Raw genomic sequence first — 16,137 nt, 5'->3', positions numbered from 1 at the left:
AATGATAAAATATTAAGCGAGTTTCCCTTTTAAGGTCTTCATGAACTTAGAAGCATATACAAAGTCAATTATTTCCTGATTTTCAGTTTTAATAATTTCTTCTTTCGTTCCTTGCCACCAGTTTCTTCCGTTGTAGATAAACACAATGTGATCTCCGATTTCAATCACACTATTCATATCGTGAGTTATCACGACAGTAGTCATATTGTATTCGTAAGTGATTTCCTGAATCAAACTATCAATCAAAAGTGAGGTGCTTGGATCTAATCCAGAGTTAGGCTCATCACAGAAAAGGTATTTTGGATTCATAGATATCGCTCTTGCAATAGCAACTCTTTTCATCATTCCCCCACTTAACTCCGCTGGTAAAAGTTTATTTCTTCCAGATAGATCTACGCGTTCTAAACAACTATTTGCTCTGTCCAACATTTCTTTTTTAGACATTTTCGTAAACATCTTCAAAGGAAACATGATGTTTTCTTCAACAGTCATAGAGTCAAAAAGCGCAGAACCTTGAAAAAGCATTCCAATTTCGGTTCTGATTTCTTTTCTTTCTTTTCTGTTCATTTTAGAAAAGTCTCTGTCATCATAAAGCACACTTCCAGAATCAACCTCCATCAAACCAACGATACATTTCGTAAGTACAGATTTACCTTGTCCAGATTGACCTATAATAAGATTTACTTTTCCTGCTTCAAATTGTGCTGAGAAGTCATGCAGAACATGATTTTCACCAAAAGATTTATTTATGTTTTTCACTTCAATCATTACATCAAAATTAATTGGGTGAGCACAAAATTAGCCATTAGAATCACGATACTACTCCAAACAACCGCTTGTGTAGATGAAGTTCCAACATCTAATGCTCCACCTTTGGTATAATATCCGAAATAAGAAGAAACAGAGACAATGATAAAGGCGAAAACACAGGTTTTAACTAAAGCATAAACAATGTCGCTTGACTTGAAAAAAGCACGGAGTCCGAACACGAATTCTTCATGAGAAGCTAAACCAGCTGAAGTAACGGAATAATAACCTCCAAGAATACTCAATCCCATAGAGAAAATAATCAAAAATGGAAAGAAGAAAACAGCGGCGATAATTTTTGGGAGAACAAGGAAAGACAAAGAATTCACACCCATTATTTCAAGGGCATCAATTTGTTCTGTCACTTTCATTGTTCCAATTTCAGAGGCAATATTCGAACCTACTTTACCTGCTAGAATCAGCGAAATAATAGTCGGTGAAAACTCTAAAATCGTACTTGATCTTGTGATGTAACCAATCGTATACTTGGGCAGTAGCGGACTATCCATATTGGAGGCCGTCTGCAATGCAATTACAGCTCCCATAAAAACGGATAGTATTGCAACAATTCCCGCAGAATTAATCCCAATAGAATTAATTTCTGCTATCGTACGTGTATAGTAGACTTTGAAGCGTTCTGGCTTGGAGAACACCTCCCTCATCATTCCAACGTATTTTCCTATGCTTGTTATATAGCTCATTACTTACGCTAAATTAATAGCTTATTCTTAAACAAGACAATTTATTCGATAAAAATTAATCTTATAATTACATTTGATGCGTGAATTCAAAAAGAGAAAACATATCAAAAGCTTTAATACGGTATATTCCAGCGTGCTACATTCCTTATGTTGTAGATTTGATGTTTTCAGAAAAACTTGCATTTAGAATCAGCAAACCAAGAAAAACAAAAGCGGGAGATTATCGTCCACCGTTTAATGGAGAACCACATCGCATTTCTATAAATGGTGATTTGAATCCTTATGCATTTTTAATTACAACCGTTCATGAATTTGCCCACATGACAACTCATGTAAAATACGGCGGAAAAGTTTTACCACATGGCATAGAATGGAAAAATGAATTTAAGCGACTTTTAATTCCTGTTTTAGAGCAAAAAGAATTACCTGAAACGATAGAAAAAGCTTTAATGAGAAGTTTACATAATTTGAAAGCTTCCAGTTGTAGCGATATCCATCTTATGCGAGCACTTCGAGAATTTAACGAAGTGGATCATGACATGGAGTTATTGGAGAATATTGGTAACAATATGTACTTCCGACTAGGTAAAATGACCTTTCAGCGTGGAATATTGCGCAGAAGAAAGTATCTTTGCACGGAAGTAAAAACTGGCAAAAAATATCTCGTCAATCGATTGGCGGAAGTTGAGCCATTAAAAGATGAATGATGAGAGAGAATAATTACGCGGTAATTATGGCCGGTGGTGTTGGTAGTCGTTTTTGGCCAATGTCTGTCGAAGAATGTCCTAAACAATTTTTAGATGTTTTGGGTATCGGGAAAACACTAATCCAATTAACGTATGATAGATTAACAAATGTCGTTCCTGACGAGAACATCTATATTGTTACCAACGAAAGCTATGTTGAGTTAGTAAAAACACAACTGCCATTTCTTAAAGCAAATCAAATTTTAACAGAACCTGAACGAAAAAATACAGCTCCTTGTATTACTTATGCAGCTGCTAAAATTTATGCGTTAAATAAAGATGCTAACTTAATTGTTGCGCCTTCAGATCATTTAATAATAAAAGAGGAGAAATTTGCTCGCATCATTGAAACGGCATTAATTCGTGCAGATAAAGAAGATCGGATTCTAACTATCGGAATTAAACCTACACGTCCTGATACAGGATATGGTTACATTCAATTTCATCAAGATGGTGATATTATAGCGGGACAGATTTCAAAAGTAAAACACTTTACAGAAAAACCGAACCGTGAAATGGCTGAAATCTTCTTGAAAAGTGGAGATTACTACTGGAATTCAGGAATTTTTGTTTGGAAAGCGAAAACGATTTTAAAAGCGTTAAGAAAATTCAAACCAGACCTGCATGAGTTGTTCTGTGATAATTTCGAAATCTACAACACTCCTGGCGAATATGAATTCGTTAACGAAGCTTTCAGAAAATGTGAGGATATTTCTATAGATTTTGCCATCATGGAAAGCGCAAAAAACGTTGATGTGATTTTGGCTGATTTTGATTGGAGCGACCTTGGAACTTGGGGAAGTTTATTCGACCATTTAGACAAAGATGTAAATGGAAACAGCGTAAAAGGTGACAACACCCATGTTTTTAAATCATCGAATTGTTTGATTAATTTACCCAATCACAAATTAGCTATCGTTCAAGGATTAGACAATCACATTGTTGTGGAAGCTGATAACCGTTTGCTTATACTTGATAAAAGAGACGAACAAAGCCTTAAAACGTATCTAAAAGCAATAGAAGAAAGAGATTCACTTTCTCACTAAACTTTGTATATTTTAAAACTATGAATTTAGACATTCCCGATGATTTCAACTCGGACAGCGATGACCAACCTTTCACAGCTTGTAAAGTTTGTGATCGTGAATTGAGTAATGGAAACACACCCTACACGATTGAAAAAGCCTACAAAAGAGTAGACGAAGGTCAAGATGTTACTTTGTTTGAAGTAGCAATTTGTATTCCTTGTGCTGAAAAGCAAGGTGAGAAAATGAGCAAAGAATCTAAAGCCTACTTAATGAAAATGATGGGTGGTGCTTCATTCTTACAGAAAAGACAAAACCGCTGGGACAAAAACTGGAGGTCTGATTGGAAATCTGCTTGTTTATTTTCTGATGAAGAAGTTAAACTAAATGATGAGTATCATATTGTAGGACAATTTCAAGGTGGAAAAATTATTCCAACAATGACGCCATTTGTGATAGGACAAACATACATTGAAGAGATTCAAGAAAATCTATCACTTGAAACAAAAGAGGAAATGGACAAATTTGGAGAACAGTTTTTGGGACCAGATCCGGCATTGAGAGCTTTATTGAAAGATCATCAATTTGTGATGGTTTAGTAATCAATTACGAATGTTGGAATTACGAATTACGAATTGTTGGGATTGGGATTCTTGATTGGTTTTGGGGAATCGAATTTATAGATTGTAAATTATCTTTACAATGAGACAAATTGAGATTTTTAAAAATTAAAAAAAATAGGATTCATTCAACTTAAGGCGAAAACCACGACTAACCTTAAAAAAAACCTAATTTTAAGGTCAGGATGGAAAACATGTTGGTTTTTAAGTTCAAAAACAAAACTAACCTTAAAATATCATCTATTTTAACATTAGCTATTTATTTCAATGCTTTATAAGCTTATTATAAAAGCCATACTTATTATAAATTTTTATCCAATTTGAAATTATTTTATCTTTCAGATTGTTTGATTGATTCGTTCTTATAATTAGGATCGATTATATTAAATAAGGCATTAGAAATTTCCTAAATAGGAATTTCTAATTATGAAATCAAAATTCGTAATTCGTAATTTATTCGTAAATATCTACTCGTAATTGTCTTTATACAAAAGGTTATTATAAGGATAACGGATTTGGAAAACAGTTTTTACTTCGTCGTAAATCACGTGCTTTAACTCTTCAAAGTTGGTTTTTTCTTCTGCTGAAATGAAAATACATTTACTGTTGTCCATTTTAGTCATCCATTGTTTTTTCAACTCTTCAAGCGTATAGTTTTCCTTTGTTTTAGGAGATAAATCATCCTCATCTTGCTTAACATATTGGTAAGCATCAATTTTATTAAAAACAAGGATTGTTGGCTTTTCAGTTTTATCGATTTCAGCTAGCGTTTCATTCACCACTCGATAATGATCCTCGAAATTAGGATGAGAAATATCTACAACGTGAATTAAAAGATCAGCTTCTCTTACCTCGTCTAATGTTGATTTGAAAGATTCAACCAATTGATGTGGTAGTTTTCTGATAAATCCAACGGTATCTGTCAGTAAGAATGGAAGATTCTCAATCACTACTTTTCTAACGGTTGTGTCTAGCGTAGCAAAAAGTTTATTCTCAGCGAACACATCAGATTTACTGAGTGCATTCATAATTGTACTTTTCCCAACATTGGTATATCCCACCAATGCTGCACGTACAAGCTGACCACGGTTTCCACGTTGAACAGTTTTTTGCTTGTCAATATCAATTAGCTTTTTCTTCAATAAAGTGATTCTGTCCTTAATGATTCTACGGTCAGTTTCAATTTGACGCTCACCAGGACCACGCATCCCGATTCCCCCTTTTTGCTTATCGAGGTGAGTCCACATATTGGTTAATCTTGGCAATAAGTACTGATATTGAGCTAATTCAACTTGTGTTTTGGCATGAGAAGTTTGAGCTCTTGAAGCAAAAATATCAAGAATAAGATTACTCCTATCCAAAATCTTCACCTCCAATAATCTTTCAATATTTCGCAATTGAGCTGGGGAAAGCTCGTCGTCAAAAATCACCATATCGATTTCATTTTCAACAACGTATTTTTTAACTTCCTGAATCTTACCCGTTCCTAGAAAAGTTTTGGAATTCACCATCTGAAGTTTTTGCATAAACTTCTTTTGCGTGATAGCTCCAGCAGTACGTGCCAAAAACTCAAGCTCATCGATATGATCGTTTGCTTCTTCTTCTGACTGATTTTGTACGATTACTCCTACTAAAACCGCTTTTTCCCCTTCTAAACTCTCTGTTAATTTACCTACTTCCATTCAATGATAATACGAATTTTTTTTATATAACTAGATTGATCTTAACTAATTTTGGCTAGAAATATCCAGCACCTACGTCATAAATAAAAGGCCATGGAATTGCAATAAAAATAATGATCAATCCTAAACCATAATATCTCAAAATCATTTTATGACGCTTAGCTGGTTCTGCTTGCTTTTCTGCTTTTTTTCTACCTAATGTGATAAAAATAATAGCCAAGACCATTAACAAAATGTGCTCTACTGTATAGAATCTCAAAATAGGTTCACTCATTGTTTCTTTTACGAATTGAACTTTTGGACTTATGAAATACAAAACCAATCCTAACAACAATTGAATATGAATAAAAATCATTGCGAAAAGGTTGATCATTTTATCCTTCTTTTCGTACTTATTTGATTTCAAATTTGCGATTGCATTAAATATCGCAATAACCATTAATGCGAGTACAATGTATCTTAATCCAGAGTGAGCTGCTACTAATCCTTTCATTTACTTATTTTTTGGTCAAATATACCTAAAAACAACCAAATTAAATTATCGATTCTTTATAAATGATTAATTTCGCATTTTATAACTTGAAAGGTCCATGAGAACTACATATATTCTATCGATTTTAATACTGCTTTTTTGTTCATATTCTTTTGGACAAACCCCTGTACCAAATAATGGTATGAAAAAATCAGAGGCTTCCATTTATGTCTTGCGCAATGCAAAGATTATTGTGAGCCCTGACAAGATTATCAAAAAAGGTTCATTGGTTATTGAAAATGGAAAAATAATTTCCGTCGGTAAAATGGTTCGTTTTCCCGATGGCGCAATTATAATAGACATGGAAGGAAAAACAATTGTTCCTTCGTTTATTGAAAGCTACTCCTCTATTGGTTTACCTAAAGCTGAAAGCCCGCAAAATACGCCAAATCCACAAATTGAAACCAGTAAAGAAGGAGCGTATTATTGGAACGAATCAATTCACCCGGAAACAGATGCAGCAAGTCAATTTAAAGTGGACTCGAAAGCATCAGAAACACTTCAAAAAATGGGGTTTTCTGTAGCTGTAACTCATATTGATGATGGAATTGCCAGAGGTAGTGGAGCAATTGTAGCGCTGGGCGACATTCCACATAAAGACGCAATTTTAAAATCAAAAGGTGGCGCCTATTTCTCATTCGAAAAAGGTGTTTCGAAACAAACCTATCCCTCTTCACAAATGGGTGTAATCGCTTTATTGCGTCAAGCACTTTATGATGCAGAATATTATAAAAACAATGAAGAAAACCTTTCAAGAAACTTATCATTAAGTGCCTTAAACGAGCAGCTTTCTGGTCCAATGATTTTTAATGTAAATGACAAATTAGAAGTTCTAAGGGCTAAGAAAATTGCAGATGAATTTGAATTGGATTTCATTATTCTAGGAGCTGGAAATGAATTTGAGCAAATCAATGATTTTAAGGACTGGAAACAGCCAATGATTTTACCTATCAATTTTTCAGACCCTTACGATGTAGGTGATCCATATATTTCTCAGCAAATTCCATTAAGTGATTTAAAAGAATGGGAATTATCTCCATCAAACCCTTTTATACTGAAGAAAAACAATGTAAAGTTTGCTATTTCATCAAAAGGACATACGAAGCCAGAAGATTTTTGGAAACATTTTCATAATGTTTTAGAACGTGGACTTTCTCGTGAAGATGCTTTGGCTTCTTTAACAACAATTCCTGCTGAAATATTTAAAATTGAAGATCAACTGGGGACTTTAGATGAAGGTAAAATCGCAAGTTTTTCTGTGTTCGATAAAGATCCATTTGAGGTGAAAAATGCAGTTCTTGAAGAATCTTGGTCTTTGGGAAAACAGCATTTTGTTACCGACAAGCCAGAAGTTGATATTCGTGGAAAATACAGAATAAGCATTCCTGGAACTTCTTACGTTATTGACATCAAAGGAACAGCTGAAAAACCAACAGGAACTGCGATTAGCTATAAAACCATTGTAGATTCTAGCACAATGAGATCAAAAGTCGATACTTTAAAATCGAAAGTTGGTGTTAAAGTAGACTACAGAGACGCAGTATTTCATTTTGAAGTAAGAGACAATAAATATGATGGAGTGGTTACTCTCCACGGAAACTTTAGTCCGAAAATTGATGCATTTATTGGTCAAGGTCAAATGCCAGACGGAACATGGGTAAAGTGGGCTGGGATTCAGTTATCGCGACTTAAAGTAGACCAAAAGGAGATTGAAAAGAACAAAGTAGTTGTCGACACAAATTCCGTTGGAAAAGTTTGGTTTCCCAACATGGCTTATGGTTTTGACACATTGCCAAAAAAGAAAACTTACGTATTACGCAATGCAACACTTTGGACAAATGAAGAAGAAGGAGTCATAGAAAAAGGGACTATTATTCTTAAGGACGGAAAAATTGATTTTATTGGATCAGGAACTTTCAGTATTCCAGCAAATGCAATTGAAATCGAATGTAAAGGAATGTACATAACTTCTGGAATAATTGATGAACATTCACACATTGCTATTTCAAAAGGAGTAAATGAAAGTGGTCAGGCGGTTTCTGCAGAGGCTAGCATTGCTGATGTTGTTCGAAATGATGATATCAATATTTACCGTCAATTATCTGGAGGAGTTACTGTTTCTCAACTGCTGCATGGTTCAGCGAATCCAATTGGTGGCCAATCTGCAATCATCAAATTAAAATGGGGTTATTCTCCAGAACAAATGTTGGTGAAAGACATGCCAAAATTCATAAAGTTTGCCTTGGGTGAAAATGTAAAACAAAGCAACTGGGGAGATAACCAAACGGTACGTTTTCCGCAAACAAGAATGGGAGTTGAGCAGGTTTTCTACGATGCCTTTATTCGTGCAGAGGAATACAAGAAAAAATGGAAAGAATACAATGAATTATCTCCAAAAAAAGCGGAACGTAAGAACATTACTGCTCCAGCAATAGATTTAGAGTTGGAAACAGTTTGGGAAGTTAAAAACGGTGAACGCTTCGTAAGTTGCCATAGTTATGTGCAAAGTGAAATCAATATGCTGATGAAAGTTGCTGATTCTATGGGATTCACTATAAATACATTTACACACATTTTAGAAGGTTATAAATTAGCAGATAAAATGGCTGCACATGGCGCTGGCGGAAGTACATTCTCAGATTGGTGGGCCTACAAGTATGAAGTTAAAGATGCAATTCCTTTTAATGCGAATTTAATGCAGGAACAAGGTGTAGTTGTGGCGATAAATTCTGATGATGCTGAAATGGGACGCCGCTTAAATCAAGAAGCTGCAAAATCCATAAAATACGGAGGAATGTCGGAACAAGATGCATGGAAAATGGTAACGCTTAATCCTGCAAAACTATTGCACCTTGATGACAGAATGGGAAGTTTAAAGAAAGGAAAGGACGCTGACGTTGTAATCTGGACCGACAATCCATTAAGTATTAATGCACAAGTTTCCAAGACATTTGTCGATGGTGATTTACTTTATGATTCTTGGAAAAGCGTAGATCATTTTTATAGAATTCAAACTGAAAAAGCGCGTATAATTAGTAAAATGTTAATTTCTAATCAAAACGGAGAAGCAAAAAAGCCATTCGAAAAGAAAAAGGAAAAGCATTGGCATTGTGACACAATTGGAGATTCAAAAGATTAGAAAATGAAAGTATTAAGAATTATTTTAACGATTACAATTTTCTTGTGTATGGGTCTTTCTGGATCAGCACAAAAAACCATTTTACTTTCTAAAGGAAGAGTTCATGTTGGAAATGGAAAAGTGATTAATCAAGGATTAGTTGGAATAAAAGGTGATAAAATCATTTTGGTTGACAACGCTTTAACTCACAATTTAGATAAATCCGCTTGGGACACCATTATTGACTTGAAGGGATTGGATGTTTACCCTGGATTTTTCGCACCAAATTCTAAATTAGGATTAACAGAAATTGATGCCGTTAGAGCAACTAGAGATTTTAACGAAGTAGGTGCTTATAATCCACATGTTCGTTCACTTACTGCATTCAATGTAGAATCGGACATCATTGGAACGGTAAAGACAAACGGCGTATTCTATTCTCAAGCCACTCCGGAAGGCGGAGTAATTTCAGGTTCTTCATCTGTAATGAGTTTAAATGGTTGGAACTGGGAAGATGCCGTTTTAAAAAAAGACGATGGAATTCACTTGAATTGGCCCTCAACGGTTTCAGGTGGTTGGTCAACACCTAAAAAATCTAGCGAGGATTATAGTTCGCAGCTTAAAGAAATTAGAGCATTTTTTGAAGCGGCATTGTCTTATAGTAGTTCAAAGGATTTGTATGATCCACGCTTTGAAGCAATGAGAGCTCTTTTTAATGGCGAAAAAAGACTGTATATCCATGCAGATCAAATGCGTGCTTTATTGGATATTATTGATTTTCAACGTGATTTAAAGATAAAATATCCAGTAATAATTGGTGGTTATGATTCGCACAAAGTGGCAGATCAATTAAACTCTTCTAATATTCCTGTTATAATTAAAGGAGGTCACACTTTACCTGAAAATGAAGACGATCCGGTTGACTTTCCCTATCGTCTGCCATTTTTACTCAAAGAAGCGGGTGTATTATTTTGTATTCAAAACTCAGGGAGAATGGAGACAATGAACTCTAGAAACATTCCTTTTTTAGCGGGAACAGCAATGGCTTATGGATTAACAGAAGAAGAAGCGATTACAGCAATTTCTTTAAGTACGGCTAAAATATTAGGGGTTGATAAAATAGTTGGGAGTATCGAAGAAGGGAAAATAGCAACCCTTTTTGTGAATAAAGGAACACCTTTGGATATGCGTACAAATAATTTAATTTTTGGAATAATCAATGGTGAATTCGTTGACCTTTCCAATGTTCAGACAAAGTTGTATGACAAGTACAAAAAGAAATATGAAGATCAAAAATAAGACATAAAAAAAAGCCTATCAATGATAGGCTTTTTTTTTATATTTTATAATATCAGATATTAAAGTTTTCTCTGTAAAGCTGGCTTTTCTTTTGAAGTATTCTCCTTTTTTAATGGATGCTCTTCAGCTTTCTTAGGATGCTCTTCTCCTTCTTTATATACTTTCAATTTCGTATCTGTTGTTTTCGCTTTAACAGTTTCTGCTCCTTTATTTACAGATTCTTTTACGTCAGTTGAAGTCTCTTTGATGTTTTCTTTAACATCAGTTGAAGTTTCTTCAACATTTTCTTTAACCTCTTCTGTTTTTTCTTCGATTTTCTCACCAGCTGCTTCACCAGCTTCGTTTAGCTCTTCACCAACATCTTCCATTTCAGATTCAACTGATTTTTCTTCGCATGATACGAAAGCTAAAGACATTGCGAAAGCTGTAGCATAAATAAATACTCTTTTCATAAAATAAATTTTAGTTAACCGTTATTAGATATTGGACAAATATATGAATATTTGACATATTGGTAATCAGTGCCTAAAAATTAATTATCAGTAACTTCTTCTGTTTTTTCTTCAATTTTGTCACCTGCTGCTTCACCAGCTTCGCCCATTTCTTCACCAACATCTTCCATTTCGTCTCCTACTGTTTTTTCTTCACATGAATTAAATGCGAATGACATTGCGATTACTGTAGCGTATACAAATACTTTTTTCATAATATAAATTTTAGTTTATTAGTTTGTTGAACCCAATATATGAATTTCAGAATGTTTAGAAATGGAGGTTGAAGCTTTTTTTCTTAATTTTGGTTAAGAACATGATTAAGCTCTTAAAAAATCCAAAATGAAGCCGTTAATTACATTGTTTTCACTTTTTTTAGTCTTTTCCTTTAATTTTTATGCTCAAGAACTCAATATTTTTAGAGTAACTAGTTTTGGGAATGATATTGAAATGAGAAATATGATTTCAATGTCAGATATTTATATACTTTCTGCACATCCCGATTCTTCTGCAATTCCAGACCTAAATGAAATGGATGAATCAGAATTAGATTACTTCACTTTAAACATTGATTATAGAACCAGGTTTTTAAATGGAACAAATACAACGGAAAACGACTCTATTTTTATTTATGATTATGTCAATAACTCCCTTAGTGTTTCTGCTGTAAATTCTGCCAAAGTTGTTGCGATGCTAAGTCCTTACGAAATTGGTGGAGAATATGAATTAACACAATATGAATACCTGATTGGGTTTGAAGTTGATGATTCTTTGATAAATCAGGGGAATTATGATGAGAACAGTTTAGTATATGTTGGTCAGCACAATCCATTTGTCGAAAAAAAATTAGAAAACATTGAGTGGATGGAGATAGAAAGAAATGAAATTCCAAATTCTATGCGAATGGAAGATAGTTTAAATATTACTTATGATAAGGCCTATAAGTTTAAATTTGGTCAACTAAGCTATTTCATTCAAGATGTTCAAAGGCATAATTATGTTTGGGCAAAGCACTTATTCATTATCGATACTGCGACAAATAGTAAGATTTTTGACACAATGTATTATAGTGGAGAAGGTTCTGAATTCAATGCTCTTAACTCACAATATACAGGTCAATTATTTAAAGATAAACCTGAAGTTATCTTCGGTTTTAATTATCACTCTTTCGGTTGCAGCAGTATTACGTTTATAGATAAAAAGGAAAAGTCAATTGAAACAAAGTGTGATAATAGACATTGAAGTCTTCTTGCGTGAGGGGGAGCAGTGGCATCCTTTTGTTTTTTTTTTCAAAACAAAAGATATAACGGATGACCCGACCCAGAGCATTCTTTTTAAAGCGATAATTTGAAAGAGCTTTAAAACCCATAAAAAGAATGCTCTGGGGCACGCCCAAAACCAAAACAAATGTCACATTAAAGCATCTTGAAATAGAATATAGCGCGCAAAGGTGTTTATTGTAAATATAGCTTTGTACCTTTGTGTGTAATCAAATTTATAGCTATGGATATTCAATCAATTCGTTCTCAGTTTCCGATTTTAGCGGAGAAAATTCACGGGAAACCGTTGGTTTATTTTGATAATGGTGCTACCACACAAAAGCCTTTATCAGTTATTCAGCGCATTAGTGATTACTATTCAAAGGAAAATGCAAATATTCATCGTGGAGTTCATACATTGAGTCAGGAGGCAACAACTGCCTATGAAAATGCACGAAATACGATTCAAAAACATATAGGTGCTAAAGAAAATTACGAAGTGCTTTTTACGAAAGGTACAACTGATGGAATTAATCTAGTAGCTTTTTCCTTTGGGGAATTGCTGAATGCTGGCGATGAAATCATTATTTCGGCAATGGAGCATCATTCTAACATTGTTCCTTGGCAAATGCTTTGTGAACGAAAAGGATGTAAATTACGTGTTATTCCAATGAATGAAAAAGGTGAATTGGAGTTAGATCAATTCGACAAGTTACTTTCTGATAAGACTAAATTGGTAGCTGTAACACACATTTCTAATTCTTTAGGAACTGTAAATGATGTGAAATATATTATAGAAAAAGCACATGCCATTGGAGCGAAAGTTTTAATTGACGGTGCACAAAGTATTCAGCATATTCAAGTAAATGTGCAGGAATTAGATTGTGACTTTTATGTTTTTTCAGGACACAAATTATTTGGTCCAACAGGAATTGGCGTTTTATACGGAAAAGAAGAAATATTGAATCAAATGCCTCCATACCAAGGTGGTGGTGATATGATAAAGGAAGTGACTTTCGAAAAAACGACTTATAATGTTTTGCCGCATAAATTTGAAGCAGGAACACCAAACATTGCTGGTGGAATTGGCTTAGGAGCTGCTTTTGAATTCCTGAATTCACTTGATATGAAGGAGGTTTTAAAACATGAACAAGAATTGCTTGATTATGCAACTGCTGAACTGACTAAAATTGAAGGAATTAAATTTTACGGTGAAGCCAAAGAAAAAACGAGTGTAATTTCATTTTTGATTGATGGACTTCATCCTTATGATGTAGGAACATTGCTTGATAAGATGGGAATTGCCGTGAGAACTGGTCACCATTGTACACAGCCAATCATGGATCAATTCTGTATCCCAGGAACTATTCGTGCTTCTTTTGCACTTTACAATACAAAGGAAGAAATTGATGTGTTTATTGCTGCATTAAATAGAATTATTCCAATGCTTAAAGATTAAATCGAACTGAATTTTTAATTAAAACCAAACTTAAAGACATGAGTATTAAAGAAAAAGAACAAGAGATAATAGATGAATTTGCCCTTTATGATGATTGGATGGACAAATACGAATACATTATTGAGTTAGGAAAAGATTTACCTTTGATTGAAGCACAATACAAAACAAAGGACCGATTAATTAAAGGTTGTCAATCTCAAGTTTGGCTGCATGCAGATTGCAAGGACAACAAAATGAAATTTTCGGCAGATTCTGATGCGATAATCACGAAAGGAATAATCGCGTTATTAATCCGTGTTGTTAATGATGAATCACCTGCTGACGTTGCAACATCAGAGTTTAAATTCATTAAGGAAATCGGATTACAAGAGCACTTATCTCCTACTCGTTCTAACGGATTAGTGAGTATGGTAAAAGACATGAAGTTGAATGCTTTAAAGGCAGTTAAATAATGAAATCAGGAATAAAGACATTCTACCTTTCTTTAGCCACTGTAGTTTCTATTGTCCTTTTTTCAAGTTGTGACGACCCTGAATTGGATGCTTTGATGGCGGATTATTGCGATTGCATAAGTGCCTCAAGGTACGAAACAGGTAAACACATCGAATGTATTGAAAAGATGGATTCAATAAAATCAATGTATAAGGATCAACCAAGAAAAATTCTTAAGGTTATTGAAAAGACAGACGAATGTTACTAGTACTTTAACGCATAGGTAAAGGTGCTTAAATTTCGCTTTTTTTTCTTTAGACAATACAAAATCCACAAGCGTAACCACCTCAGCAGAGCCTGTCAAAGTATAGTTACGATTTAAAATTTTAACGAAGTATAAAGAAAAAAAAGGAGTGAGTTAAACGATTGAATTTATGAATTACAGCATTAATTCTCGATTCCTTTTAAGAAATTCTGAAGATTTGCATTATTAGCTATCTCCTCATCTCCTAATATCAAAAGCGATTGCGGTCTATTTCTATCCAACCACATATTGAAGTTAGAGTTAGTAGCTGCCAAAGTTCCATTGATATCAACTTTATGAACTGGAATGTTTCCTCTGCTCATTTCTGTTTGCATATCATCATCGTCCTTTGTGAAATTGTGATTTTCATGGAATAAAACTACACCATTCACGATTTCGCTTAAATCGTCTTTCTTTTGGTTTGCTGGAACCACTTGTATACGCTTATCCTCTGCCCATTCAGTGATGGCTTTCCCAAACTTATTGTCTTCGATAACGTATATGGTTTCTAATTTCATCCTATTAAACGGTTAATACCCCTTATTTCATGGGTTGTAAAATGTCGCACAAAAATAATGACTTCTTATTAATATCAAACTAAAACTAGACATTTAAATAAAAAATAAACATCATTACTATTTGACTAAAACAATTAAGGTTAGTAACACAAAAGATCTGATAATGTTTTATGGCCGAAAAAAAATAATCAATTTAGTTTTTCATCAACATATTTATAACCAACACCTTTTACTGTTTGTATATAATGTGAACCAATCTTTTCGCGTAACTTTCTTATGTGTACATCGATAGTTCGATCACCTACAACAATATCCACTCCCCAAACAGAAGTTAAAATAGCTTCTCTATCAAAAACATTACCTGGTTTCGAAGTAAGGAGTGCCAATAGTTCAAATTCTTTTCTTGGCAAATGAATACTTTCACCTTTTAAAGTGACAACGTATTTGTCTCTATCTACTGTAAGTTCCGAATCGCCCAACTCAGCTGTCCTAAAACGTCCATTGTTTCTTCTTAACAGTGCATTGATTCGACTGATGAGTACTTTTGGCTTTAAGGGCTTTGCTATGTAATCATCTGCACCGGCATCTAGACCAGCAACTTGACTATAATCTTCGTTACGTGCTGTGAGAAAGCAAATTAGAATTCCATCATAAACAGGGTCTTTTCTAATGATTTCACACACCTCAATTCCATCCATTATTGGCATCATAACATCTAATAGAACAAGATCAATCTTATCTTTGTGCTCATTTAAAAGCTCCAAACCTTCTTTTCCGTTACTGGCTAAAAAACAAGTAAATCCGTGTTTTGTTAGATTATATTCCAATAATTCACGGATTTCCTCTTCATCATCTAAAATCAATACACCTTTCATGAGAATTATTGTTATTTAATCTTTACAAAAAAACTCCAAATACTGCATTCTGCTTTCTACGGCAAGCTCAGCAAAAGTGTTTTTAATTGCAGTCCCATCGGCAAGCTCTGCACAATACAGGGCATCGCATTTATAAATTTAAACTCCTGACATTTCAAAATTTATCAAGCCTTGTCTTAGACAATATTCTTATCAAAGACTTAAAAATATTTAGTTTTCCTGCGGACACAATTTACACAAAGATAGAAAAATCTCAATCAACTTTTCCT

The 16,137-nt window shown here is 34.1% G+C and carries 17 protein-coding genes; 9 read left to right on the top strand and 8 right to left on the bottom strand.

Translation table 11 applies throughout. From position 1 onward, the window contains the following. Positions 1-12: 12 nt before the first annotated feature. Both ERX46_RS02690 and ERX46_RS02685 read right to left on the bottom strand, forming a co-directional pair. Positions 13-768: an ABC transporter ATP-binding protein gene (locus tag ERX46_RS02690; protein ID WP_130092284.1), complete on the bottom strand. Its 756-nt coding sequence runs from the start codon at positions 766-768 to the stop codon at positions 13-15. Then, positions 768-1,508, bottom strand: coding sequence for an MlaE family ABC transporter permease (locus tag ERX46_RS02685; RefSeq protein WP_130092283.1), 741 nt, complete (start codon positions 1,506-1,508; stop codon positions 768-770). The genes ERX46_RS02690 and ERX46_RS02685 overlap by 1 nt, the downstream gene beginning before the upstream one ends. Before the next feature lie 80 nt (positions 1,509-1,588). Between ERX46_RS02685 and ERX46_RS02680 the strand changes: the two genes are divergently transcribed. The 3 genes from ERX46_RS02680 to ERX46_RS02670 are packed head-to-tail and all read left to right on the top strand — an operon-like array spanning position 1,589 to position 3,878. After that, positions 1,589-2,215, top strand: coding sequence for a SprT family zinc-dependent metalloprotease (locus tag ERX46_RS02680; protein ID WP_130092282.1), 627 nt, complete (start codon positions 1,589-1,591; stop codon positions 2,213-2,215). Beyond that, complete coding sequence (locus tag ERX46_RS02675; protein WP_130092281.1) at positions 2,215-3,300, top strand: mannose-1-phosphate guanylyltransferase; 1,086 nt, start codon at positions 2,215-2,217, stop codon at positions 3,298-3,300. The genes ERX46_RS02680 and ERX46_RS02675 overlap by 1 nt, the downstream gene beginning before the upstream one ends. 20 nt (positions 3,301-3,320) lie before the next feature. Continuing rightward, on the top strand, positions 3,321-3,878 hold the full coding sequence (locus tag ERX46_RS02670) for a hypothetical protein (RefSeq protein ID WP_130092280.1): 558 nt from the start codon (positions 3,321-3,323) through the stop codon (positions 3,876-3,878). 488 nt (positions 3,879-4,366) lie between these two features. Here the strand turns inward: ERX46_RS02670 and hflX are convergent, their stop codons facing one another. Further along, positions 4,367-5,581: a GTPase HflX gene (gene hflX, locus ERX46_RS02665; protein WP_130092279.1), complete on the bottom strand. Its 1,215-nt coding sequence runs from the start codon at positions 5,579-5,581 to the stop codon at positions 4,367-4,369. A gap of 55 nt (positions 5,582-5,636) precedes the next feature. Continuing rightward, positions 5,637-6,074, bottom strand: a complete 438-nt coding sequence (locus tag ERX46_RS02660; RefSeq protein WP_130092278.1) for a cytochrome B — start codon at positions 6,072-6,074, stop codon at positions 5,637-5,639. A gap of 181 nt (positions 6,075-6,255) precedes the next feature. Here ERX46_RS02660 and ERX46_RS02655 point away from each other — a divergent pair, with 181 nt between their 5' ends. Together ERX46_RS02655 and ERX46_RS02650 are read left to right on the top strand one after the other, a co-directional pair. Then, complete coding sequence (locus ERX46_RS02655; RefSeq protein ID WP_165366125.1) at positions 6,256-9,252, top strand: amidohydrolase family protein; 2,997 nt, start codon at positions 6,256-6,258, stop codon at positions 9,250-9,252. Positions 9,253-9,255: 3 nt separating this feature from the next. Then, a complete protein-coding gene (locus tag ERX46_RS02650; protein ID WP_130092276.1) occupies positions 9,256-10,530 on the top strand; it encodes an amidohydrolase family protein in 1,275 nt (424 codons plus the stop codon). A 59-nt stretch (positions 10,531-10,589) separates the two neighbouring features. Here the strand turns inward: ERX46_RS02650 and ERX46_RS02645 are convergent, their stop codons facing one another. Then, the gene (locus ERX46_RS02645) at positions 10,590-10,982 is read right to left on the bottom strand and encodes a hypothetical protein (RefSeq protein ID WP_130092275.1); all 393 of its coding nucleotides are present in this window, start codon (positions 10,980-10,982) and stop codon (positions 10,590-10,592) included. An 80-nt stretch (positions 10,983-11,062) separates the two neighbouring features. Beyond that, the gene (locus ERX46_RS17445; RefSeq protein WP_165366124.1) at positions 11,063-11,236 is read right to left on the bottom strand and encodes a hypothetical protein; all 174 of its coding nucleotides are present in this window, start codon (positions 11,234-11,236) and stop codon (positions 11,063-11,065) included. 127 nt (positions 11,237-11,363) lie between these two features. On the opposite strand from ERX46_RS17445, the gene ERX46_RS02640 reads away from it, so the two are divergent. The 4 genes from ERX46_RS02640 to ERX46_RS02625 all read left to right on the top strand — a co-directional run bounded on the left by ERX46_RS02640 (position 11,364) and on the right by ERX46_RS02625 (position 14,439). After that, positions 11,364-12,263 carry a hypothetical protein gene (locus ERX46_RS02640; RefSeq protein ID WP_130092274.1) on the top strand — a complete coding sequence of 300 codons (900 nt, stop codon included), beginning with the start codon at positions 11,364-11,366 and terminating at the stop codon, positions 12,261-12,263. Between the two features lie 261 nt (positions 12,264-12,524). Beyond that, positions 12,525-13,739, top strand: coding sequence for an aminotransferase class V-fold PLP-dependent enzyme (locus ERX46_RS02635; RefSeq protein ID WP_130092273.1), 1,215 nt, complete (start codon positions 12,525-12,527; stop codon positions 13,737-13,739). A gap of 38 nt (positions 13,740-13,777) precedes the next feature. Continuing rightward, positions 13,778-14,191 carry a SufE family protein gene (locus tag ERX46_RS02630; protein ID WP_130092272.1) on the top strand — a complete coding sequence of 138 codons (414 nt, stop codon included), beginning with the start codon at positions 13,778-13,780 and terminating at the stop codon, positions 14,189-14,191. Continuing rightward, positions 14,191-14,439 (top strand): hypothetical protein, encoded by a 249-nt coding sequence (locus tag ERX46_RS02625; RefSeq protein ID WP_130092271.1) that lies wholly within the window; start codon positions 14,191-14,193, stop codon positions 14,437-14,439. Before ERX46_RS02630 ends, ERX46_RS02625 begins: the two co-directional genes overlap by 1 nt. Before the next feature lie 179 nt (positions 14,440-14,618). Here the strand turns inward: ERX46_RS02625 and ERX46_RS02620 are convergent, their stop codons facing one another. Together ERX46_RS02620 and ERX46_RS02615 are read right to left on the bottom strand one after the other, a co-directional pair. Then, positions 14,619-14,993, bottom strand: coding sequence for a hypothetical protein (locus tag ERX46_RS02620; RefSeq protein WP_130092270.1), 375 nt, complete (start codon positions 14,991-14,993; stop codon positions 14,619-14,621). A 188-nt stretch (positions 14,994-15,181) separates the two neighbouring features. Next, positions 15,182-15,868, bottom strand: coding sequence for a response regulator transcription factor (locus ERX46_RS02615; RefSeq protein ID WP_130092269.1), 687 nt, complete (start codon positions 15,866-15,868; stop codon positions 15,182-15,184). Positions 15,869-16,137: the final 269 nt, after the last annotated feature.

The organism is Brumimicrobium glaciale (genome assembly GCF_004152935.1).
Taxonomy (GTDB): Bacteria; Bacteroidota; Bacteroidia; order Flavobacteriales_D; family Crocinitomicaceae; genus Brumimicrobium; species Brumimicrobium glaciale.
Note: the sequence above shows the minus strand (reverse complement) of the source record. Positions and strands in the feature narration are given on the sequence as shown.

Excerpts from the sequence above, each read along its gene's own strand:
- ERX46_RS02690 (WP_130092284.1), bottom strand. The coding sequence starts at position 768 with ATGATTGAAGTGAAAAACATAAATAAATCTTTTGGTGAAAATCATGTT.
- ERX46_RS02685 (WP_130092283.1), bottom strand. The coding sequence starts at position 1,508 with ATGAGCTATATAACAAGCATAGGAAAATACGTTGGAATGATGAGGGAG.
- ERX46_RS02675 (WP_130092281.1), top strand. The coding sequence starts at position 2,215 with ATGAGAGAGAATAATTACGCGGTAATTATGGCCGGTGGTGTTGGTAGT.
- ERX46_RS02670 (WP_130092280.1), top strand. The coding sequence starts at position 3,321 with ATGAATTTAGACATTCCCGATGATTTCAACTCGGACAGCGATGACCAA.
- hflX (WP_130092279.1), bottom strand. The coding sequence starts at position 5,581 with ATGGAAGTAGGTAAATTAACAGAGAGTTTAGAAGGGGAAAAAGCGGTT.
- ERX46_RS02660 (WP_130092278.1), bottom strand. The coding sequence starts at position 6,074 with ATGAAAGGATTAGTAGCAGCTCACTCTGGATTAAGATACATTGTACTC.
- ERX46_RS02655 (WP_165366125.1), top strand. The coding sequence starts at position 6,256 with ATGAAAAAATCAGAGGCTTCCATTTATGTCTTGCGCAATGCAAAGATT.
- ERX46_RS02650 (WP_130092276.1), top strand. The coding sequence starts at position 9,256 with ATGAAAGTATTAAGAATTATTTTAACGATTACAATTTTCTTGTGTATG.
- ERX46_RS02645 (WP_130092275.1), bottom strand. The coding sequence starts at position 10,982 with ATGAAAAGAGTATTTATTTATGCTACAGCTTTCGCAATGTCTTTAGCT.
- ERX46_RS17445 (WP_165366124.1), bottom strand. The coding sequence starts at position 11,236 with ATGAAAAAAGTATTTGTATACGCTACAGTAATCGCAATGTCATTCGCA.
- ERX46_RS02640 (WP_130092274.1), top strand. The coding sequence starts at position 11,364 with ATGAAGCCGTTAATTACATTGTTTTCACTTTTTTTAGTCTTTTCCTTT.
- ERX46_RS02635 (WP_130092273.1), top strand. The coding sequence starts at position 12,525 with ATGGATATTCAATCAATTCGTTCTCAGTTTCCGATTTTAGCGGAGAAA.
- ERX46_RS02630 (WP_130092272.1), top strand. The coding sequence starts at position 13,778 with ATGAGTATTAAAGAAAAAGAACAAGAGATAATAGATGAATTTGCCCTT.
- ERX46_RS02625 (WP_130092271.1), top strand. The coding sequence starts at position 14,191 with ATGAAATCAGGAATAAAGACATTCTACCTTTCTTTAGCCACTGTAGTT.
- ERX46_RS02620 (WP_130092270.1), bottom strand. The coding sequence starts at position 14,993 with ATGAAATTAGAAACCATATACGTTATCGAAGACAATAAGTTTGGGAAA.
- ERX46_RS02615 (WP_130092269.1), bottom strand. The coding sequence starts at position 15,868 with ATGAAAGGTGTATTGATTTTAGATGATGAAGAGGAAATCCGTGAATTA.